Below are 21,654 nucleotides of genomic sequence, written 5' to 3'. Positions count from 1 at the left end.
AGGTACATAAAATGGTTGGGAAATTAAAAAGAGAGGTAGGATTTTCAGGGTTAATTTTTGCCAGCCTGGGGGGCATCATTGGGTCAGGCTGGTTGTTTGGCCCACTGGATGCGGCACAAATCGCGGGCCCCCTCAGCATTTTCTCATGGGTCATCGGTGCGGTTACCATCCTGTTTCTAGGGCTGACCTACGCCGAAGTCGGTCCGTTATTTCCGCGTGCGGGTGCCGCTGCGCATATCGCCAATGTGGTTCATGGTAATCTGCTCGGCAAAATCTGGGCCTGGCTACTGTTCATGTTTTATATTGCCATTGCTCCTGTGGAAGTCGTGGCGGTACTCACTTATGCCAACAACTATATTCCCGGTCTTTTACAAGGCAATACCGGACTGCTCAGCGGACTTGGTCTAATTGCTGCTGTTGTTCTGCTGGGAATTATGTTTTTACTTAACTTTTTGGGCATAAAACGCATCGGCCAGATATTTACGGGCCTTGGTTGGTGGAAGCTGGCAGTTCCCGTTCTGACCATCATCGTTTTGGTAGCGTTTTCCTACCACCCGGAAAATCTTCATATCATACATATGAAGGAAAATGTGCATGGCATGTTTGTGGCTGTAGCTTCTTCAGGCATTGTCTTCAGTTACCTAGGCTTCAGACAGGCCATTGAATTGGGTGGGGAAAGTAAAAATCCGGGTAAACATATCCCTATGGCAGTCATTGGTGCCATTGTGATTGGCGCAGTCATTTATGTAGGCTTGCAATGGGCTTTTCTGGTCAGCATGCCACCCGATCAACTCACCCAGGGCTGGACCAAGCTCAGTTTCACTGGAGTATTTGGTCCCTTCGCGGCAGTTGCCGGCATGCTCGGGATTACCTGGCTGGCGGTGCTGATTTATGCCGATGCGCTCATTTCTCCCGGCGGCACGGCGCTTGTGTATGCTACTTCAGCGGCGCGCGCCGTAGTCGCCAATGGCGAAGTCAAGGCAGGGCCGAGCTTCTTCACCAAAATCAGTGAAGGTGGCGTGCCCTGGGTGGGTGTCATTGTCGCTTATGTCATTGGCTGTCTGTATTTTCTGCCTTTTCCTTCCTGGCAAAAGCTGGTGGGCTTCATTACCACCATTTCAGTCATTACCTACGGCATTGGTCCCATCGTCTTGTTGCAGTTACGCCGTTCCGTACCGGACCTGAAGCGACCCTTCCGCCTTTGGGGAGCGCACGTTATCGCCCCCATTGCCTTTATTCTCTCCTCACTGGTGGCGTATTGGGGTGGTTTGCAGGCGCTTTCCTATATTTTTGGCGTCCTGTTTGCCATTCTCTTCATTTACTGGATTGTGCACCTGATTCGGGGTAAATCCGGTGACAAGCCCCTCGGTTTCAAACATATTACCTGGATATTTCCCTATTTTATCGGGCTCTGGGTACTTTCCTGGTTTGGACCCAAGGTGTTGGGGGGATCCGGGGATATTCCTTTCTATCTGTCCATGTTGCTGGTCGCCATTCTGGCCATTATCTGCATGATCTGGGCACTGAAAGTCACCGTTCCGGATGGCCGCGTTACCGATTATTTTGCGGCCATGGATCATGAAGGCATCGACCTGTAAATAATCTTTTTTATTTGATTATTTGTCAGCCCCCTTTCAGGGGGCTTTTTGTTATTATATTCAGCATTCCTATAGCGGAGTGAAAATCATGGGGTATTCAACATCCAGCGGGGCCGACAAGGCGGAGGGTGAACCAATCATTTTTTACCCGCCAAGCCAACCTGCACCTTTGAAAAGACCGTTGTACGCATCACGCATTCCAGCCGGATTTCCTTCTCCTGCCGATGATCATGTCGAACGGTCTCTGGACTTACACGAACACTTGCTGCCTCACCCCGATGCCAGTTTTTTTCTGAAAGTTTCCGGCGATTCCATGCTGGACTATGGCATCCACGATGGTGATCTGCTGATTGTGGATCGTGCCATTGATGCCCGGGAAGGTCATATTGTCATTGCCGCCATAGATGGAGAACTGACCGTCAAGAAGCTGGGAAAACACACCGGGAAGCCCGCTTTGCTGCCCGGCAATAGTGCGTACCCACCCATTTTGCTGGACCCCGAACAGGAACTGCTTATCTGGGGTGTGGTGCGGCATGTGATTCATAGCCTGGGGCAGTAAACATGCGCTTTGCATTGGTGGATGCCAACAATTTCTACGTGTCCTGCGAACGCCTGTTTGCGCCACAACTGGAGGGCCGCCCCGTGGTCATCCTCAGCAATAACGACGGTTGTGCCGTATCCCGATCCGCCGAAGCCAAGGCCCTGAAAATCGGCATGGGCACCCCCTATTTTCAGTGGCAGAAGCTGGCCAAACAGCAGGGTGTAGTCGTACTGTCTTCCAACTATGCCCTTTATGGAGAATTATCGGCGCGAATGATGCGCCTGCTGGGCAGCCTCAGCGCTGCGCAGGAAATCTACAGCATTGATGAGTCATTTCTGCATATTCCGGTCAGCGGAAAGGAAGCGCTGCACTGGGGCAGTGCAGTCCGGCATCGCGTTCGCAAGGAATTGGGCCTGCCCGTTTGTGTCGGCATGGGTCCTTCCAAAACCCTGGCCAAACTCTGCAATCACTGGGCTAAAAAAGGGCGCGTGGCAGAAGGCGTTTGTGATTGGGACAGCATTCCCGACAACCAGAAGGTCCAGTGGCTTCAGGATACCCCTATTGATGCGGTCTGGGGTATCGGCAGACAGCTCGGCGAGTCCCTGCGCCGCCAGAATATTCAGCAGATTGCGGAATTTTTACGGGCGGATCCCGTCGCTATCCGTCAACGTTATGGCGTCGTGTTAGCCCGTACCCAGCAGGAGTTGCAGGGTATTTCCTGTCTGCAGCTGGAACAGATACCCCAGAAAAGGCAGCATATTCAATGCAGTCGTTCTTTCGGCCAAGCCGTGGAAAGCCTTACTGATCTGGAAGAAAGTTTGTCCGTGCATACCCAGCGTTGCGCCGCAAAGTTACGGCAGGACGGTCAAAAAGCCCAAGGCGTCCAGATACAAATTCGCAGATCGCCCCATCGGGGACGTTATTATTCGGGAGTAGCCTTCCGCCCGCTGGCGAATCCAAGCAATCATTACCAGGATCTGTGGCAGGCGGTCAAGGCCGCGCTGGCAGAAGCCTATCGACCAGGCGTGCGCTATATCAAATCCGGCATTTTGCTGAGTGCCTTGCAGGACGTGAACATGCCCGAAACCCAAAGCCTGTTTACCCCGGAAGACGATGCGGCCACACCCGGCGATACACAGAAAAAAGCCTTGGCTGATGTGCTTACGCTGCTACAAAAGCGTTACGGTAAAGCGGCTCCAGGATTCGGGGTAGCCGGGCTGCGGGCCGAAAGAGCTTGGGCCATGCGTGCCGGTAACCGCTCCCCCCGTTATCTGAACGCGTGGTCAGACATTCCCGTGGTACGGGCGGGTTGATTGCCCAATGAATCGGGAACCCGCCAGCCGTTACCCGACTATTCGACAACCACTTCCAGCGCCCCTACATCCAGAAAAGCCGCTTCCACCATCGCCGACTCCTTCTCGTCAAAACCATAAAACTCACAGGAAATGACGTCCTTCTCGGCAAAAACAGCGGGGCTGCACCGTAAAGGCTGCTGCAGCAGTTTTTGCAGCGCTGCATAGTAATCAGGATGATCCGCATGCTTTTCCATCCCGGCCTCGCGAATACTGGAAATGGCTTCCCTGGCGGCATTTTCATCGGCGAATAAAACTTTAAGGGCAAACATGAACACTCCTATTATTTAACGGGAACAGTAATAAATAAAACAACGACATCGCAGCAATTAAATAGGCCGAAACGAAAATCTACTGCAAACAGTATATCACGTATTAGTTTTGCTGAAATTGCCACTCATTTCCACGTTGTCCCCTGAACACGTTTAAATTATTATTCACAATTATCGGGAGCGGTTGATTTTTTCTGGCAAATTCTTACACATTTTGACAATCTATCCGGCAGATTACATAGAGAGAATATATGACTCAGCATAAAATCAGTTCCCGGCTCCTATGGATAGTCATCACATTACTGCTGGTACTCATCGCTTTTGCGGCCTGGGCTTTCAGTGCCCGACAAGACGCAACAGCCCATTCGTCCAAGACCCATAACAACCAAACATCCCGATCCGCAGATCATGCCGGCAAAACATCCCCACCCCAGGCTCCAAATCACTCTGAAGTAACCAACGCTAATAATACGCTTCCTGCCGCATCCACCATCTCCAAGCCAAGGGCTACTACCGTCCCGGTCGTCAACTTATCCCGGACTCTGCCCGGGCTGGGAAATGACGCCGAAAACTATGCCAGCACGCTGGAGTCTTCGGCGCCGGGCCAAAGTTTCCGCAAAAAATGTCAGGATAAGGAAAAAGCCATTCTTAATGCCCTGCAATCCGGAAATACGGCTCAGGCTGCAACCCTGCAAAAGCAATATGAAAGCTGGAAACAACAAGAGCGCAGCGACGCGCTCAGCAAGGCAGATCAGGCCTACTCGGCAGGAGACTGGTCTTCAGCCGTCACCGACTACCAAAAACGCATTGCCCTCGAAGACAATACCGATCCACAAATCTGGTGGCATATGGCCGATGCCTTGCAAAAGCGGGATCGGACCTCTGCAAAAGAGACTAAATATGCTGCCTATCTGGCTTATGATCGTAATATCTACAGCCAGAAACCGGATGTCACCCTCCTGCTTCCGACTTTGCAGATTCTGCAGAAAGCACTGGCTGCAGAGGACGATCATCTCGGTGAAATTCATCTGCTCGAGGCCATGTATCGCGCTTATCCCGGCAATGCCCAAGTGGCTGTCGATCTGAAAAAAACCGTAATGCACTACGGTTTCAAGGTTCAGAAAATCACACCCGATACCAACCAGTTCCCCACCCGTACTTGCGTCCAGTTTACAGCCCCACTCTCCGAGGCCCCTGATTTTCATGCCAGCAACTGGGTGACTTTTTCGCCTGCCCAGGCGCATGTCGCCGTGGTTCGCGAAAATGGCGGCATCTGCATCAGCGGCCTGCCCGCTGGCAGCAGTACCCAGATGCATATCCGTGCGGGTCTGCCCGCCATTGCCGGCGCTGTTCTGACCAAGGCGCAAACAGTCACCTTGTCCCTGCCCAACCGTTCTCCCAGCATCATCACCGATACCGGGCGCTTCATTATCCCGGCATCACTGCCCCCCGCCGTAGGTTTTTCCAGTATCAATATTTCCAGAGTTAAACTGAAAATCAATCGGGTACCAGAACGTGCCTTGCTGGCTTTTGTGAGCTATAGTCAAATCTGGTGTATGAGCATTTTCTGACATAGATCAGGCGGCGGTCTGTTGATCATCCGGCAGGGTGAGGTTAGCCGGTAAGCCATCGATAAATTTCACCCCTGCAAAAAGCTGCAGGACTTTCTCTGGAGCATAAATCCCAATCCAGCGTTTTTCAGCCTGCTGCAGCATCTTGAAACCCAATCCCAGAAAGCTGCTGCGTGATACACAGTTCTTCGTCCGGGTAGTCCGGTGGCGTACCGTAGCGAAGGTGGACTCAATGGCATTGGTGGTCCGGATATGCCGCCAGTGTTCGGCTGGAAAATCATAGAAAGCGAGCAATTCAGCCCGATCTTTTTCCAGTTTAGCCACGGCCTTGGGATACTTTGCCTGGTAATTGCGCACAAACACGTCCAGTGCTTTTTCCGCAGCCTGGCGATTGGCGGCCATCCAGATTTCCTGCAACGCTGCCTTGGCTTTGCTCTGTTGGGCTTTGGGAAGTTCGTTGAGAATGTTGGCGGTCTTATGCACCCAGCAGCGTTGCTGACCAGTTTCGGGATAGGCTTCATCCAGTGCGGCCCAAAACCCCATGGCACCATCCCCAATGGCGAGCAAAGGGGCCGCCTCCAGACCGCGCGCCTGCAGGTCACGCAGGATCTCCAGCCAGGAAGCTTTGGATTCGCGCAGGCCGTCACTGACACTGACCAGCTCTTTCTTGCCCTCTGCCGTCACGCCGATAATCACCAGCAGGCAGATACGCGGATCCTCCTCCGCACGGAGGTTCGTATAAATACCGTCTACCCACCAGTAAGCATAGCGCTTTCCCTGTAGGGAGCGGTGTTGCCAATGGGCATACTCTTGCGCCCACTCCGCCTTGAGACGTCCCAACACCGCAGGTGAAAGTCCCTTGGCCTCATCACCCAGCAAAATGGAAAGGGCTTCCTGCATGTGGCCGGAAGACACCCCATGCAGATAGAGCCAAGGTACTGTAGCGGCTACCGTTCGTGATTTGCGTACATACGGAGGCGCCAGTACCGAATTGAATTTGATCCCCGATCCTGAGCGGTCCCGCACCTTGGGTACTTTGACGGGTACCGGACCCAGAGCGGTCATGATCTCGCGCTCCGGCAGATGCCCATTACGCACGACCGCCTGACGCCCATCAACCATCCGCACTGTCGCAAATTCTTCCAGCAATACCGCCACCTCTGCCTCTATGGCCTGCTCAATCAGAGAGCGTGCCGCGCGTCGAAGTATCCCTTCAATGCCCAGACCCAACTCTCCCATCCCACCTGCTATTACGGTATTCTTTTCCACGGCGTACTCCTTATGTTGCTCTTTGAGTCGGAAACCCTTTGTAGCAACAGTACGCCACCTCATTCAAGCCAGTTGTAACGCGCCCGTACACCACTTTCGAGCATAGCTCGGCTTTTGTGGCCAACCACCCACTGCTGAACCAGGACGAGAGCGAATCCACCCTGAACAACCAGAACAGCCTGACGATTTGGCAAGGCAGCGCGGATATTCCGCATTTCAGCGCCAACCGTTTGATGCACAGTATATTGCCACTGCCCAAAATCCTGCAGAAACCCGGGCTCTATGCCATTGAGATCAGTCCGGGAGATGGTACGCCCAACCCTAACGGCGGCCTGAACAGATACCGTCTTGATGACGCCTATGCAAGAGCTTTTTCAGGGTCGAACGGCTGACCGGATTTGAGGACGCCATAGGTGATATGCAGGAGCTTGCGCATGGCGGCAATGATCACCTGCATAGGACATTTACCCCGTGACAGTAACCGATCGCAAAAGGCGGCGATCGCTGGATTGTAACGCTTGGCCACTACGGCTGGCAGGTACAGCGCCTTGCGTAGAAGAACATTGCCTGCCTTGGCAATATGGCTTTTACCGGCCCACTGGCCCGACTCACGAATACGCGGGTTGAGTCCCGCATAGGCGCCGACCTGTTTGGCGGAATGAAAGCGCGTGAGTGGACTGAGGAAAGCCAGTAGCATAGCTGCGGTAGCCTCGCCGATGCCGGGAATACTCAGCAGAAGCGCCTTTTGGGATTTCAGGTCCGGGTGATCATCCATATGATCCTGGATTTGTCGGCGGACGGCGTCAATTTGCTGATGGATGGTAAGCAAAAGGGCTTCAATGGACGCGCGAGCGGCAGGCTCTGCCATTTCGAGGCGATTGTTTTCCATATTCTGCATACCCAGAAGGTCGTCCAGACGCTGCACCAAAGCCTGGAGAGTCACAATGGCTTCTGCCGGTGGCACCCAAGGGGCAGGTCGGTGCATCTGGCAATAGCGGGCAATGAGCCGAGCATCCGCTTTGTCTGTTTTGGCCCGGGAAAGCTCGGTTTTACCAAAGGCGTGAATCAAGGCAGGATTCATCACACTGATAACTAACTGTTGCTGCGCCAGAAAGCGCGCCAGGCTTCGGCCATAGGCGCCAGTCGTTTCCATGCAGAGATGAGCCTTGAGGGCCTCCTGCTTCTCCAACCAATCCAGGAATTGCCGGAACCCCTCAGAATTATTGGAAAAGACCTTGCTGCGATATTTACCATTGGGTTTCAGCAGGGCAACATCGAATTTGGCTTTCGCTACGTCAATACCAACACAGGAAACTGGATTCATCATAAACCTCCTTGACTAGCATCATGGCGATCTACGGACCATGCCGGTTCATCCTTATCTGTGCAGGCTCATGCGCAATGCAGGCCTCGGATACCGTCCGAACTGGGTGGCAAAGTTGAGGCAGTCGATTAATCTGTTTAACGGAGTCATGCCCCAAGCGTGTAAACAATCTGATCTGCCTCACTCCGGGGATCAGCCGAAGGGTACCAGTACATACTGACTGGCTCCAAGACATAAGCGTGCAACTGGTATTGCGCACCAATCTGGCACCTACCGTCTGGCAGGGCCGCAATGGATTATATGTGCAGATCCGCCATTATACGGATGCCAGCCCCTGGAGTGGCGTCAGTGTGAAACTCATTGCCCAGGACAATGATATCCTCCAGACCGTCCAGACCAACGCCGATGGCATTGCCTTTTTCCCCAAACCCATTCTCCAGGGCAGTGGTGGGCAAAGCCCGGCTGCCCTGCACATTTATGGGCCGGATAATGAATTTACCTTGTTCAATCTCGAAAACTCGCCGCTGAATTTGTCCGGGCGCGGCATTTCCGGACGCCCGGCACTGCAACCGGTCAGTCCATTCCTGTGGCTGGACCGGGGCATTTATCGCCCTGGCGAGACGGTCCATGTGGCGGCCATTTATCGCAGCGCCGCAGGTCAACCGCTGAATTTGCCTCTACATCTCATTGTGCGGCGGCCCGGTGGGCAGGTATTTCTGGATACGGTTCCAAAATTGTCTGACGATGATGCCATTGCCGTACCCGTCAAACTACCCCTGGCCGCTCAGGATGGCAACTGGAGTGTGAGTCTGGCGACCGGTCTCAAGGAGCCTGCCCTGGCGCAGGAAAGCTTTACCGTATCTGCCTTTGTACCGCCAACTCTGGCTGTCAAACTGGGAACAGCCAAGCCCATTCCGGCCGGACAAGCCCTGCAGTGGCCGGTAGAGGCACGTTATCTTTATGGCGCTCCGGGTGGGCATTTGTCGGGAACGGCGCGGATCAGCCTGAGCAGTGGTCCTACGCCCTATCCGCAATGGCAGAACTATCAGTTCGGGCTACATAGCGAAATATTTACCGCCCCGGTCCAGGAGCCGACACTGCCGGACACCGATGCTGAAGGTCAGACACAAGTACCCATCAATTTACAAAAACTGCCGGACAGTACCCGTTTTCTTGAAGCGCATGTCGCGGTATCCATCAATGAGCCTTCTGGCCGTCCGGTAAGCAGCGAAATCGTTTTGCCGGTAACCCCCGACCATCCCCTTATTGGCATCGAAAATGCTTTTAAAAATGACACGGTAGCCGCAGGGAAAATACCGGAGTTTCATATTGTGGCGTTGGCACCAGACGGCAAGCCCAGCGCCATGCCCGTACAAATCGAAGTAGTCCGACAGTCTTCGCAATGGAACATTTCCATGCAACACGGCGTAGCCAGCTGGGGATATAGCTACGTTGACCATCCTGTACTGAAGAAAAATATCAGCTTACCCGCCGGTCATACCTATACCCTGCAATTGCCGGTGCTGGATTATGGTCGTTACCGACTGCGGGTTGTTGAGGCGCACGGTGGGCTGGCAGCCAGTTCCGCGATTTTTTACTCCGGCTGGCAGACCAGTGCCAATCCGGGCGTACCCCAACGGGTTTCAGTACGCAGTAACACGGCAGAATATGCGGCGGGCAGCACGGCAGATATCCATATTGACGCCCCCTTTGGCGGCCCAGCCGTACTGGTGCTCGCCAACGACAAAATTCTGTCCCTGAAAAATTTCAATTTACCCAAAGGGGGTATCACCCTGCATATCCCGGTGGAAAAAAACTGGGGTGCAGGTGCTTATGCGCTGGTCGATGTGTTTCGGCCGGCCAGCGCCAGCGAGGCACCAGAACGCGCCATCGGCCTGACCTGGCTGGGCCTCAAGCCTGGCGAGCGCGCCATCCCCGTTCATTTTGATGTGCAGCCTGTTTATCGCCCCCGTCAAATCATCCGGATTCCTGTTAAAACCCGACCCGGTGCCTACGTGACGCTGGCGGCCGTCGATCAGGGAATTCTCAACCTTACCCAGTTTCCCAACCCGAATCCGCTGCATCATTTTTTCGGGAAACGGCGGCTGGATATCAGCGTAGCAGACAACTACGCTGCGCTACTGGCGCGACCTACCGGCTATGAGGCACTCCTGCAAAATGGCGCCGGGGCCAACTTCGGCCCGGCCGTGCGTCCCATTCCCCAGAAGGTGGTGGCACTATTTGCCGGTCCGGTGCAGGCCAACAGTGCCGGGCTTGCGGAACTTCCCATTGATGTTCCGGAGTTCAATGGCGCATTACATCTCATGGCCGTGACCTGGCAGGGAGATGCGGTGGGTGCTGGCAATGCCGACATCATCGTCCGCAACCGGCTCATCGCCAATTTGCTGCTGCCCCGCTTTTTGTCCTCCGGTGATGGCGCCGAGGCCACGCTCATGCTGCAGAACCTGAAGCTGCCCGCAGGCGACTATCAAAGTGTAGTCACCGCTACCGGACCCATTCAGGTCGGGAATAATGGACAGCACAAAACCTTTTTGAAAGTGCAGGCCATGCATCTCTTGCCGGTTACCCTGACCGGTACGGGTGAAGGTACCGCTCATCTAACCCTACGTATTACCGGCCCAGGTGGATACCAACTCATCCGCCATTGGGATATGGTCGTGCATTCTACCCAGCCCCCGGTTTCCAAAAATCATAGGCTGACCCTGGTAGCCGGAAGCCAGCATCTCCTCAAGCCGGATCTGCAAGGCTTCATTCCCGGTTCCAGCACCACTGCGGTCACATTGGGCAACACCCTGCCCTTCAACCCCAAGGTCTACGTGCAGGCGCTGTATCAGGGTTGGCATTGCCATTCACTGCTCAATGCTGCCAGCCAGGGTTTACCACTGACCATTCTGAAGTCTCCGCTCATCACCCCGGAACAAGCCGCCAAGCTTCAGGATTACGTGAATCAGGTCCTCAATGATCAGCGTTATGATGGCGCTTTCGGGCTCTGGTCCAATAATGGTGACGCCCAGCCCTGGCTCACGGCTTTTGCCACAGAATTTCTCCTGCGCGCTCAAAAAGCCGGTGCAACGGTGCCGCAACCCACCATCGACCAGGCCCTGCACTGGCTGAGTAATGAGGTGGAAGAGGAAAACCATCCGGTATTTGATCGCATTTATGCAGTCTACGACCTGAGTCTGGCTGGGAAAGCGCCAGCAGGAGCCATCCGTATGCTGGCAAGACACATGGATCAACTCACCATGCCCTTGGCCCTGGCACAACTGGGCTCGGCATTGAACACCATTGGCGAACGCCATTTGGCCGAGCAGGCCTTGCAAAAAGCCATCAAAAGTCAGGGACCCATTGGCGGCGACTGGTGGTGGGGACGCTCAGACTGGGATGCGGCCTTCGGTTCACCTTTACGGGATGCCTGGGCAGTACCGACCATCATTGCCCAGACCGGACTGATGCCCGATGCCATGGTCAAATTACGGCAGAATCTGCCCGGCGCAGGACTGGAACCCGATAGTCTGACGACCCAGGAACTCGCCTGGGCGCTTTACGCCGATGGCGTACTAGGCGGCAACAATCAACCAGTGCATGTGCAATGGGGTCAGCGAACCATCCAGCAGACTGGACCCGTTGTTCTGCCTCTGAGACAGGCAATCAACATCCGTAATCTTGGCAGCAAAGCCCTGACAGTAGCCCTCAGCACGACCGGCATCACCAGCAGCCCCCCTCCGGCCGCCGACCAGGGGATGACTGTCAGCCAGGCTTTTTATTCACTCTCGGGCAAGCCCCTGCAGCCTGACTCCCTGCCGCAGAACACCGTCTTCGTCGTCGTTCTGAAAGGGAGCATCAGCGATAATTTACCCCATCGTGCACTGCTCAACATGGGTCTGCCACCGGGCTGGGAACTGGCAGGCGACCTCTCGGCGGGCAAGGTGCATGGGCTGCCCTGGCTCAAAAACCTCAGCACTCCGGAAGCCACTGCGGCTACCGATGACCGCTACGAAGCCGCCTTCAAAATGGCCCCCAAAGACAGTCAGGCTTTCGACGGCGACGGGATACCCGATTTCAAGACGGCCATTTTGTTGCGCGCCGTCACTCCGGGGCATTATCTTCTGCCCGGCGTTACGCTAAGCGACATGTTTCACCCTTCCATCTTCGCCCGCAGCGCTGGGCGCAAGGTCAGCGTGACAGCAGCGCCAGCTTCATGAACAGTCTACAGTCTATGAGTGGGCGCAGGACGGACAGAATATTTTCGAGCATTTTGCGCGGGGGCCGACGCTGCCTCTGGCCTCGGGGCCGCTACGCCTGGTGGCGTCGCTGCGGACACTGGCTGCTGCTCAGCATCATTCTGGTGGCCGTCATTGCCTGGTTTATGCCGCCCGATACCCAGACGCTGAAGCAGGAGGGGCGCATCATTTACGACCGCCACGGCCACGTGTTGAGTATGTTTCTCAATCACCAACAGCAATGGGCTTTTGCCACGCCCGCAAAGCGGGTCAGTCCGGTCCTGATCCAGATGCTGATCGCCATTGAGGACCATAATTTCGCCTGGGACCCCGGTATTGATCCCTTGGCCATCATCCGTGCTGCTGGACAGATGATCATGGCGGGGCACGTAGTTTCCGGCGCTTCCACCCTCACCATGCAGGTCACCCGCATGCTCCATCCGGCACCGCGCACCCTGCCCGTCAAAATAGTGGAGGCCCTGCAGGCTATTTCGCTGTATGAACATTATTCCAAGTCTGCGGTGCTGGGCATGTGGCTGTCACTGGCTCCTGAGGGGAGCAACATTCAGGGTATCGAGGCGGCTGCACATGCCTGGTTCAATCAGTCTCCACGCACCTTGGGTCCGGCACAAGCGGCTTTTCTGGTCATGATGGTGCGCAATCCTAATCGGCTGAATCCATTGACCCACCCTCGCGCGGCTCTTGCCACCCGCAATCAGATTCTGCGCGAAGCCCAACGCCGGGGCATTATTTCGAAGGCAGCATTGGAGCGCGCTCTGGCAACAGCGCTGCCGCAACGGCTCTATCCCATGCCTCTGCTTTCTCCCCAGGTAGCCTCGACACTACCCAGCGGGACGCATAGCACAATTGATGCGCCCATGGATCGCGCGGTGGCCGACATCGCCCAACATGCCCTGCAGCAGATGGCCCCCTCGGAGAGCATCGCTATTGTGGTTGTCAGCCTCAAGACAAAAGGCATCCGTGCGATTTATAGTGGTGATTGGGGTAATGTCCAGCGCGATGGTTTTGTCGATATGACCCGCGCTATTCGGTCTCCGGGCTCCGCCCTCAAGCCATTTTTATATGGCCTCGGCTTTGCAGCCGGAATCATCCGCCCAAGCACCAATGTAGCTGATTTTCCCAGCAATTTCGGCGCTTATGAACCTAATGATTATAATGACCGCTATATGGGGGTCGTCACCGCAACTACCGCATTACGACGCTCCCTGAATGTGCCGGCCGTAGATCTTATCGAAGCCTACGGCCCCCTGCGCTTTGCGGCACATCTGCGGGCTGCCGGTACGCAGTTGCTGCTCCCCTATGGCGCGGATCCCGCCCTGCCCCTGGCCCTGGGTGGTGCCGGCATTTCCATGCGCCGCTTGCTGGCACTATACGCCGGACTGGCTAACGATGGTGTCGTCGAACGCTTGCACCTGATTGCTGGCCAACATCGCCGCGCACGCCGTCTGTTATCCCCTTATGCAGCAGAAGATGTCACCGCCATCCTCAATCGTTCCTTCCCTTTTGGTGGTCCTGGTGGCATTGCCTGGAAAACCGGCACCAGCGCCGGAAATCGCGACGACTGGGCCATGGGATATAATCACCGCTACGCCGCAGCAGTCTGGATTGGTCAACCCAATGGCGCCGCCCTGCCCGGTGACACAGCGCTCGCCGCCATCCCCATCCTCGCCAAGGTTTTCAGCATTCTGCCGGGGCAGCCGATTGATATCCATCCGACGACCCGTTCCCTGACCTTGCAACGCCAGCCCATGGGTACGCTTTTAGAAATTGCCTCTCCCGCACCGGGAAGCCAGCTGACAGTTGGCGAACCGGTCAGCATTCGCATCATTGGCGGAAATCGGCCCTTTCATTTTCTGCTGGACGGTCGCCCACTTGACTCCAACCCGGCGTTACGCAGCGTGGACTGGACACCAGCGGTGGCCGGTTTTTATCAGCTCAGCGTTCTCGATGCCAGTGGCCAACTGGTCAAACGCGCCTTACGCGCAGTGCTACCCATAAGCGCAGCAAATGCGGAGTGGGGTAATAACGTCCGCTGAACGGATGTGGGTGAGTATTCCATCAAAAAAGTGATTTAAGGAAGCTTTTAACGCTCAGCGTAACCAGCATCCGGTTGACAGGGGGATGGACATCCGGGTTGGCAAGAATGTACAGTAACATGTACAAATCAGGAGTCCGACAGTGGATGCTATTACTTACACGAAAGTTCGAGCGAACTTGGCGAGCGCGATGGATCGAGTCTGCGACGACCACGAAGCGTTGATTATTACCCGCAACGGAGAGCAATCGGTTGTGATGCTCTCGCTTGCAGATTATAAAGCGCTGGAAGAAACCGCTTACCTCTTGCGCACGCCCGCGAACGCGAAGCGTCTTCTTGCGGCGGCAGCGCAATTGAACGCTGGTAAGGGCGTTGAACTGAAACTGTCCATGTGAAGCTGGTCTTCGCAGATGAGACTTGGGAAGACTACCTGTTTTGGCAGAAGCAGGATAGAAAGATGATAGAGCGGATCAATAAACTGATTCGCGAGACTCAGCGTGAACCGTTCGGCGGCATCGGAAAACCCGAACCACTGAAACACGCCTTCTCCGGATTTTGGTCACGCCGGATCACGGACGAACACCGCATGGTGTATCGCGTTGAAGGCGACCAACTTCAAATAGCTCAATTGCGTTTCCATTACTGAGAGGTTATCTGAATTCAATGGAGCGCTTTAGCGCGTTCGCTGGAATGATGGGTTGGGCTTGGCAACTAATGGGAGCAAAGCTGGACTGCGGATAGATTCAACTGCAAGGTCAACATCAAGCAAGGGCCAATAAAGATGAGCAGAGGACTGCCGCTCAATCGTGGTGATTTGCTCAACCGTGGCTTGTTTAAACCATGGGAACTCGACACAGGAAACAAAAATACCTTGCTTTTGTGGTGCCTTCCGAAGGCTTTGATTGCTTCCGCCGAGTGAAGTCTTCAGAGACCTGATGATCCCCTGAGCCGGATGACGCTTGCCCTGTGCCCTGTATTTCTTCCTCAGAAATTCCCAAGCGTTTCCTGTAATCCGGATAGGGGCCGATTTGCGCCAGTCCAATACGATGCGGGAGACTGCTGGGCCACTCAACCGAAAAGATGACAAAACACTACCTGGATAAACACCAGGAACCTTGGATTGTAACGAATACCGTCGGGTTATCCCTACTGGTTTCCCCATTATAAACCCAAAGTTTACCCACAGATATTACTTATGGCCCATAAAAATTATATCATTATGATTCATATAGTAAAATTGGTCGGGGCGAGAGGATTTGAACCTCCGACCACCTGAACCCCATTCTAGCCCCATAATCCCGCTTACACTATGTATTTATAGCATATTCCTGCGCGGATACTTTCTACAAAATGGCATGCCGGGACAAAATATTTCCATTACAAAACAATGGCGAGTTTTCAGTTGTAGAAGGCTTTAGTCATTCCTGATTCTACCTGTGAAGCCTATTTGATCTGGTCCGCAAGGTCTGTTTCGACAATCTCCAGCAGTGATCGCTCACCGCATAGGAAGATCGAGGCGGTTGAGCGGGTGGGATGAATCTGACACCCAAGTCCAATACCATCAAGCCGATCTTTTGTGACATGCCGCCGGCGGGCTATCGGTGTCGTTCCCCACGTTCCTACCTTCAGTTTCAGGTAAACAGCCAGGTCGAACAGGCTCATTCCTCGCACATGCTCTCGCCAGTGCTCAGGTGAGAACGGCTTCCAAAGGTCAACCGATCGGTTCACCGTCTGAATGGGAGTGGGGCCGTATGCCAGATCTCCGGATTCGTAGGGGGCTGGATCAATCTTGATGATCAGGTTTGCTCCGGCCCAGGCCAGGGCATCCTGGCCGAGCCTGCTCCAAGACAGCACCAGGAGTTTGGCCTTTGTATATGGCAATGGGCTTTGTTCTGGGAGCAAGTCGGCCAGTAAGACAAGTTCTTTTCTAAGGTCTTGCGGGATCGCGTTGAGAGTTGATTCACTCCGCATCATCAATGTCTTCCTCTGGTTCTGCTTGCTGCAAATGGTCAACAGGGCACCGATACCCATTTATGGCCCAAGCCGCGGCGATGAGCAGGTCTGGCGCCCCGTCCTCGATAAAAGCTCCCCCACAAAGCAGCTCGTCTGGGATCTCGATTTCCTCGTAGTTCATCCCTCTCACCCTCGCTCTGAGTCTGATTCCTGGCCAGGTATAGATCGGACTCGGGTGCGCCTCTTCAGGTATCTCCAGATTCTTTGATCTATACCCAAGCGGGTTCTGATATGGAGGAATGCCCGATGTTCAAAGGTGCTTTTGTTACAGCCTGCATGGCGACATTAGGCTGCAACGGGACCGGGGCCAATGCTCCGGTGGCTGGTTCCGCAAGCTATAGCTGGTAACCATGCGACGAATTTCAAATCTTGCATTTAACCAGGAGTTCCCTGAAGCTTCTGGTCTGTCTGGTATCCCAGCGGATAACCAGGTTCGGATTTCTCGGGATACGGGCAACCCCTATGATCGGGATGCGGTGGGGATCTGGCTTGGAGGACACCCGAAAACGCCCATCGGTTGGCTTTATCGCAAAGACGGCAACCGCGATGCCGTACTGCAAAAGCTCGACGCCGGCGGAGAGATCACGGGACACATCGAACAGCGCAGCCGCAGAAAAGGTGAGAAGCCACGAAAAGTTGTGGTATTTTGGCTATGAGGGGTCGTTGCTCCAAAATCTGATAACGTGGAACCCAGAGGGAAGGAGGATGCCTGACGACGGCAATGCCTTGAAGAAGGATGCACACACCGAAGACTTGGTGCCGTCGTTGAATCGGGCTACTCCATGATCGGTGGTAAAATCGCTGGCAGCAGGGCCAGCCTGAACGGCCGTTCAAGACTGGAAGCGGACGTCCATTAGCACTAACCTGTTTCGAGCGTGAGACGGCCATGGCTTGCAATACGTTGGCGCACAGTATTCGAACAGCTATTCGAAGGGAAAACGAGCGATGAAGGAATCAAGAATTTGTATATTTTTTTAAAAGATTTGTTTTTAATAGACCAATTAATAATTTTAACAAATAATTTAAAAGAAAATAAACAGGCACCAAGAAACCGTTTGTACTTGTTTTCTATTCTTGTGTGTTCTATCTTTATTTTTTCTTTGTTTTCTTTGTTTTCTTTGTTTTCTTGTTTTCTTGCTACAATACATTATGAAATAATTTCCGTCATAATGCTTCTTTTCTCTATTCTATATTTATATCTTTTTTTGTTAAAATTTATAGCCTCAGGTGATTCCTTTATTAAAGATGATGAGGTAATCTTGTTTTCGTTTCTTTTAGTGGTTTTTATTTTTATGTTTAGCCTTTTTGTTATTTGCGACTTTGCTTTTTATTACCAAGCTGCCACAACAAGTACTATTTTTATTATGCCATCAAAATCCTATTTCTATAACTCATCGCAGTTTTTTTGCAACACCGGCGATCCGGTAACCATTGGCATAAATCAACCCATTGATAAAATCGCTAGGATGGCGGAGCAGCTTCTCGGTTATTCACTTATTCCTGTTTATATATCTTTTATATTTTTCAAGGTTTCAAAATGGAACGTTTCCAAAACCTAAGGTTTCTGAACACTTGCGGCCAGTTTCCATGTCCGTTCTGTATTCAGAAATCCATAGAACCATCGCCGTCCGAAAAATAATCTCGCATGGGCGCCGAATGACCGCTGCCCTGCCGCCGTTGAGCCATGATCGTCGGCAGAAGACTGATTTCAGTCACTCCGAAGATCCCCAGTCACGAGATTAAGGTAACCTCTACAGATTGTAGAGGATCTTTATAAATCAAACGCCACTCAACACGGATAACGTCGTTAGTGGAGCTATAGTCAAATCTGGTGTATGAGCATTTTCTGACATAGATCAGGCGGCGGTCTGTTGATCATCCGGCAGGGTGAGGTTAGCCGGTAAGCCATCGATAAATTTCACCCCTGCAAAAAGCTGCAGGACTTTCTCTGGAGCATAAATCCCAATCCAGCGTTTTTCAGCCTACTGCAGCATCTTGAAACCCAATCCCAGAAAGCTGCTGCGTGATACACAGTTCTTCGTCCGGGTAGTCCGGTGGCGTACCGTAGCGAAGGTGGACTCAATGGCATTGGTGGTCCGGATATGCCGCCAGTGTTCGGCTGGAAAATCATAGAAAGCGAGCAATTCAGCCCGATCTTTTTCCAGTTTAGCCACGGCCTTGGGATACTTTGCCTGGTAATTGCGCACAAACACGTCCAGTGCTTTTTCCGCAGCCTGGCGATTGGCGGCCATCCAGATTTCCTGCAACGCTGCCTTGGCTTTGCTCTGTTGGGCTTTGGGAAGTTCGTTGAGAATGTTGGCGGTCTTATGCACCCAGCAGCGTTGCTGACCAGTTTCGGGATAGGCTTCATCCAGTGCGGCCCAAAACCCCATGGCACCATCCCCAATGGCGAGCAAAGGGGCCGCCTCCAGACCGCGCGCCTGCAGGTCACGCAGAATCTCCAGCCAGGAAGCTTTGGATTCGCGCAGGCCGTCACTGACACTGACCAGCTCTTTCTTGCCCTCTGCCGTCACGCCGATAATCACCAGCAGGCAGATACGCGGATCCTCCTCCGCACGGAGGTTCGTATAAATACCGTCTACCCACCAGTAAGCATAGCGCTTTCCCTGTAGGGAGCGGTGTTGCCAATGGGCATACTCTTGCGCCCACTCCGCCTTGAGACGTCCCAACACCGCAGGTGAAAGTCCCTTGGCCTCATCACCCAGCAAAATGGAAAGGGCTTCCTGCATGTGGCCGGAAGACACCCCATGCAGATAGAGCCAAGGTACTGTAGCGGCTACCGTTCGTGATTTGCGTACATACGGAGGCGCCAGTACCGAATTGAATTTGATCCCCGATCCTGAGCGGTCCCGCACCTTGGGTACTTTGACGGGTACCGGACCCAGAGCGGTCATGATCTCGCGCTCCGGCAGATGCCCATTACGCACGACCGCCTGACGCCCATCAACCATCCGCACCGTCGCAAATTCTTCCAGCAATACCGCCACCTCTGCCTCTATGGCCTGCTCAATCAGAGAGCGTGCCGCGCGTCGAAGTATCCCTTCAATGCCCAGACCCAACTCTCCCATCCCACCTGCTATTACGGTATTCTTTTCCACGGCGTACTCCTTATGTTGCTCTTTGAGTCGGAAACCCTTTGTAGCAACAGTACGCCACCTCATTCAAGCCAGTTGTAACGCGCCCGTACACCACTTTCGAGCATAGCTCTCGTTAGTGCCTCAGTAATGAGCGCCACTCCTTGCGTCTATCCAGGCAAGACTACCACAGCAAACATGCTTGTTTGATGCATCATCGGAGCAAATCAGAAATGCGTGAAAAGCCATGCCGCTGACACAAATTTTCGACGAATTTTGGATCTATTGACCAGACGAAAGACAGCATTCCCGCCAATCGAGCAACTTCGTCACAGGGTAACCGGCCCTGTGTATACGCGTGCAACGCAGCCCGCAGACGACGCTTTTCTTCCCGTCCGATAGAAACATTACCATCATTTGCAAGCGTAAGTCCGACTAGCAACCTTCGACGTTTCTTCGAAACATTGACGGTCTTGTCCGGATGCAATATTAGGGGTAAGTAGGATATTGACGCCAATATTTTCTGGACAGTATCGAAGACTTTGTCCAATAGCCGAGGGGTGTCCGTAGAGAATGCCAAGTCGTCGGCATAGCGACTGTACATCACACCCATGACCTCACAGTACTGCTGCATTGCTATGTCGAACTCCCACATCAGGTAATTCGAAATAAAAGGAGAGCTTGGGGCCCCAATGGAAAGCTGCAACGGCCCACCTTCAATGCTTGCGGACTTCAGAAGTAGGTTACAGAGGATCTCAATCTCTTCCTCAGAATAGTTGCAATCACGTTCGAGACAATGCCGAAGCGCGTGCTCGTTTAGACTCGGAAAGAAATCCTTGAAATCGAGTTTTAGAAGGTATCTCTGTTTTGCATGAGGAGTAGCATGATCGAGAATTGAGCGCCCCTTGCGGTATGCCGTAGCCGCATCGTGCACAGGCAGTTGATTCAGCTCATTATCGACCAACCATCTTTGGAAATATTTCAGCTCGGCTGTTGGTTGCGAAATTAACCGCTTGCCACGACCGTGTCGCTTTTCTATGAAGTGGCTCTTGTAACGATGAGGCGCAGTGGCAATCACGCGAGATAGCTCTCTCGCTGATAGGGGAGACATCTCAAGAAGTCTAGTGAATAAATTAGCGCTCCTAAAGTTCATGGGAGTCTCCCATAAACGGACTTCAGTCGAATTTTGCCATTTACATACTCTTCGGCATAAATCTTAAACTTTTCTCGGAAAAATCTGCCGCCACTTTTAGCCTTATGGTCAACCCATGGCGCATCGCTGCCCGGCGCTCGTACCCAGAAGATCTCTCTTCCCCGTACTTCTTTCTGAATCAACTTAAAGAAGCTAAGCAATTCGAGGTGCTGTGCCAGTATCTGCTCATCCAAATTAACGCCGTAAAACTTCAGAACAGCGTCAATTTCTGTTTGCTTGCTGATCAACATTAAATCGACCAGATCAGCAGCTATCAGGAAGATGTGGGCGGGTTTATTCGGATCGAAACGAGTGCGCTGTGGATTTGTCTTGAGCCACTCGTCAATTGTTTCAACAATGGCATCGAAATCGTCGTCCGGCAGTTCCGTTTCTTGGTTGGTGCCAATGACGCATTCTGCCCCGTGGCTTTGCACGCGATTCAGCGGCCCTAACCTCAGAAATGACCGCCGTGAGCCCTGCTCACAGTACTGCCGCTGCACGACTGTCAAAACTTGCGGGAGGATGCTGTCATGCGATGCCAAGCAACCAAGCTCAGCAAGCGACCCTGGCGACTCCACAAATAAAATGATCGCGCGAGCCAAGAAACACGCGTCACGCTCGAATGTTAGAAGGTCAGAGTAACCTGAAAAGGCCCACCAATCGTCAAAGTCTTCAGGACGCGCCAAGTGCTCGGCCCAAGGACGATTAAACGTAGATTTCAACGTACGCCGCCAGAAACAATCTCGAAGAGAACCTGCTGGTTCGCTGGAGGGCTCTGTGGGACCACCGAATACCCAAATACGAGCCGGCAGGTTGATGACTTCACAACCTGCCGGATCCAATTGCTCGGTCAGAACTGTGACCAGCTCGCTGTTCACCCTCAACTACCTTAAACTAGACTCGAAAAGTTGCGATGGCTCGCCATCGCGGCTTTTCGAGCCGTAATTGCGATCCACCACACCGCAGTCCTGCGAAACGCCGGACAGTTGATAGTTCTACAGTTGACTACCAAAACGCGTAGCTGAGGTGTACAGCATAGCAACATTTTGTGTCTCTCTCCAATAATCTGGGATATATTTCCCGATCATCGTGCATTGACCTAGCAGATTTCAAGTGCTGGCGCGTACGGT

At 53.4% G+C, this 21,654-nt stretch carries 18 protein-coding genes and 1 pseudogene; 10 read left to right on the top strand and 9 right to left on the bottom strand.

Features of this window, described 5'->3' with window-relative positions; genetic code table 11:
* The first annotated feature begins 11 nt into the window (after window positions 1-11).
* The 3 genes from GCD22_RS03495 (at window position 12) to GCD22_RS03485 (ending at window position 3,452) form a co-directional block, all read left to right on the top strand.
* Window positions 12-1,598: an APC family permease gene (locus GCD22_RS03495; RefSeq protein ID WP_081576815.1), complete on the top strand. Its 1,587-nt coding sequence runs from the start codon at window positions 12-14 to the stop codon at window positions 1,596-1,598.
* An 88-nt stretch (window positions 1,599-1,686) separates the two neighbouring features.
* A complete protein-coding gene (locus GCD22_RS03490; RefSeq protein WP_081576814.1) occupies window positions 1,687-2,157 on the top strand; it encodes a LexA family protein in 471 nt (156 codons plus the stop codon).
* A 2-nt stretch (window positions 2,158-2,159) separates the two neighbouring features.
* Window positions 2,160-3,452 carry a Y-family DNA polymerase gene (locus tag GCD22_RS03485; RefSeq protein WP_081576813.1) on the top strand — a complete coding sequence of 431 codons (1,293 nt, stop codon included), beginning with the start codon at window positions 2,160-2,162 and terminating at the stop codon, window positions 3,450-3,452.
* A gap of 38 nt (window positions 3,453-3,490) precedes the next feature.
* Here the strand turns inward: GCD22_RS03485 and GCD22_RS03480 are convergent, their stop codons facing one another.
* Window positions 3,491-3,763, bottom strand: a complete 273-nt coding sequence (locus GCD22_RS03480; RefSeq protein WP_010641848.1) for a hypothetical protein — start codon at window positions 3,761-3,763, stop codon at window positions 3,491-3,493.
* Between the two features lie 251 nt (window positions 3,764-4,014).
* Between GCD22_RS03480 and GCD22_RS03475 the strand changes: the two genes are divergently transcribed.
* Window positions 4,015-5,334, top strand: a complete 1,320-nt coding sequence (locus GCD22_RS03475; RefSeq protein ID WP_226859266.1) for a hypothetical protein — start codon at window positions 4,015-4,017, stop codon at window positions 5,332-5,334.
* A 6-nt stretch (window positions 5,335-5,340) separates the two neighbouring features.
* Here the strand turns inward: GCD22_RS03475 and GCD22_RS03470 are convergent, their stop codons facing one another.
* Window positions 5,341-6,573, bottom strand: coding sequence for an IS256 family transposase (locus GCD22_RS03470; RefSeq protein ID WP_306670500.1), 1,233 nt, complete (start codon window positions 6,571-6,573; stop codon window positions 5,341-5,343).
* Between the two features lie 146 nt (window positions 6,574-6,719).
* On the opposite strand from GCD22_RS03470, the gene GCD22_RS03465 reads away from it, so the two are divergent.
* Complete coding sequence (locus GCD22_RS03465) at window positions 6,720-6,995, top strand: hypothetical protein (protein WP_153940427.1); 276 nt, start codon at window positions 6,720-6,722, stop codon at window positions 6,993-6,995.
* Here GCD22_RS03465 and GCD22_RS03460 read toward each other — a convergent pair.
* Entirely contained in the window at window positions 6,962-7,930 is a 969-nt protein-coding gene (locus tag GCD22_RS03460) for an IS110 family RNA-guided transposase (RefSeq protein WP_211371688.1), read from the bottom strand. The two genes, GCD22_RS03465 and GCD22_RS03460, sit on opposite strands and share 34 nt — an antisense overlap.
* Window positions 7,931-8,166: 236 nt before the next feature.
* Here GCD22_RS03460 and GCD22_RS03455 point away from each other — a divergent pair, with 236 nt between their 5' ends.
* The 4 genes from GCD22_RS03455 to GCD22_RS03440 all read left to right on the top strand — a co-directional run bounded on the left by GCD22_RS03455 (window position 8,167) and on the right by GCD22_RS03440 (window position 14,870).
* Window positions 8,167-12,150, top strand: coding sequence for an alpha-2-macroglobulin family protein (locus GCD22_RS03455; protein WP_244947570.1), 3,984 nt, complete (start codon window positions 8,167-8,169; stop codon window positions 12,148-12,150).
* Entirely contained in the window at window positions 12,147-14,225 is a 2,079-nt protein-coding gene (locus GCD22_RS03450) for a transglycosylase domain-containing protein (RefSeq protein WP_226859262.1), read from the top strand. Before GCD22_RS03455 ends, GCD22_RS03450 begins: the two co-directional genes overlap by 4 nt.
* A 142-nt stretch (window positions 14,226-14,367) precedes the next feature.
* Entirely contained in the window at window positions 14,368-14,619 is a 252-nt protein-coding gene (locus GCD22_RS03445) for a type II toxin-antitoxin system Phd/YefM family antitoxin (protein ID WP_010641843.1), read from the top strand.
* Complete coding sequence (locus GCD22_RS03440) at window positions 14,616-14,870, top strand: Txe/YoeB family addiction module toxin (RefSeq protein WP_010641842.1); 255 nt, start codon at window positions 14,616-14,618, stop codon at window positions 14,868-14,870. The genes GCD22_RS03445 and GCD22_RS03440 overlap by 4 nt, the downstream gene beginning before the upstream one ends.
* A 27-nt stretch (window positions 14,871-14,897) precedes the next feature.
* On the opposite strand, the gene GCD22_RS03435 is transcribed toward GCD22_RS03440, so the two are convergent.
* The 3 genes from GCD22_RS03435 to GCD22_RS17895 form a co-directional block, all read right to left on the bottom strand.
* On the bottom strand, window positions 14,898-15,266 hold the full coding sequence (locus GCD22_RS03435; protein WP_226831431.1) for a DUF2442 domain-containing protein: 369 nt from the start codon (window positions 15,264-15,266) through the stop codon (window positions 14,898-14,900).
* A gap of 401 nt (window positions 15,267-15,667) precedes the next feature.
* A complete protein-coding gene (locus GCD22_RS03430; protein ID WP_153940426.1) occupies window positions 15,668-16,198 on the bottom strand; it encodes a hypothetical protein in 531 nt (176 codons plus the stop codon).
* A complete protein-coding gene (locus tag GCD22_RS17895; RefSeq protein ID WP_170286687.1) occupies window positions 16,185-16,358 on the bottom strand; it encodes a hypothetical protein in 174 nt (57 codons plus the stop codon). The genes GCD22_RS03430 and GCD22_RS17895 overlap by 14 nt, the downstream gene beginning before the upstream one ends.
* A gap of 229 nt (window positions 16,359-16,587) precedes the next feature.
* On the opposite strand from GCD22_RS17895, the gene GCD22_RS03425 reads away from it, so the two are divergent.
* Window positions 16,588-16,893 (top strand): hypothetical protein, encoded by a 306-nt coding sequence (locus tag GCD22_RS03425; RefSeq protein ID WP_031575399.1) that lies wholly within the window; start codon window positions 16,588-16,590, stop codon window positions 16,891-16,893.
* Between the two features lie 1,200 nt (window positions 16,894-18,093).
* Here the strand turns inward: GCD22_RS03425 and GCD22_RS03420 are convergent.
* The 3 genes and pseudogenes from GCD22_RS03420 to GCD22_RS03410 form a co-directional block, all read right to left on the bottom strand.
* Window positions 18,094-19,326 (bottom strand): annotated as a pseudogene (locus tag GCD22_RS03420) (IS256 family transposase).
* Between the two features lie 220 nt (window positions 19,327-19,546).
* Window positions 19,547-20,443, bottom strand: coding sequence for a retron St85 family RNA-directed DNA polymerase (locus tag GCD22_RS03415; protein ID WP_227487886.1), 897 nt, complete (start codon window positions 20,441-20,443; stop codon window positions 19,547-19,549).
* A gap of 38 nt (window positions 20,444-20,481) precedes the next feature.
* Window positions 20,482-21,402, bottom strand: coding sequence for a retron St85 family effector protein (locus GCD22_RS03410; protein WP_153940424.1), 921 nt, complete (start codon window positions 21,400-21,402; stop codon window positions 20,482-20,484).
* Window positions 21,403-21,654 lie beyond the last annotated feature (252 nt).

Source organism: Acidithiobacillus thiooxidans ATCC 19377 (assembly GCF_009662475.1).
GTDB classification, from domain to species: Bacteria; Pseudomonadota; Gammaproteobacteria; order Acidithiobacillales; family Acidithiobacillaceae; genus Acidithiobacillus; species Acidithiobacillus thiooxidans.
Note: the sequence above shows the minus strand (reverse complement) of the source record. Positions and strands in the feature narration are given on the sequence as shown.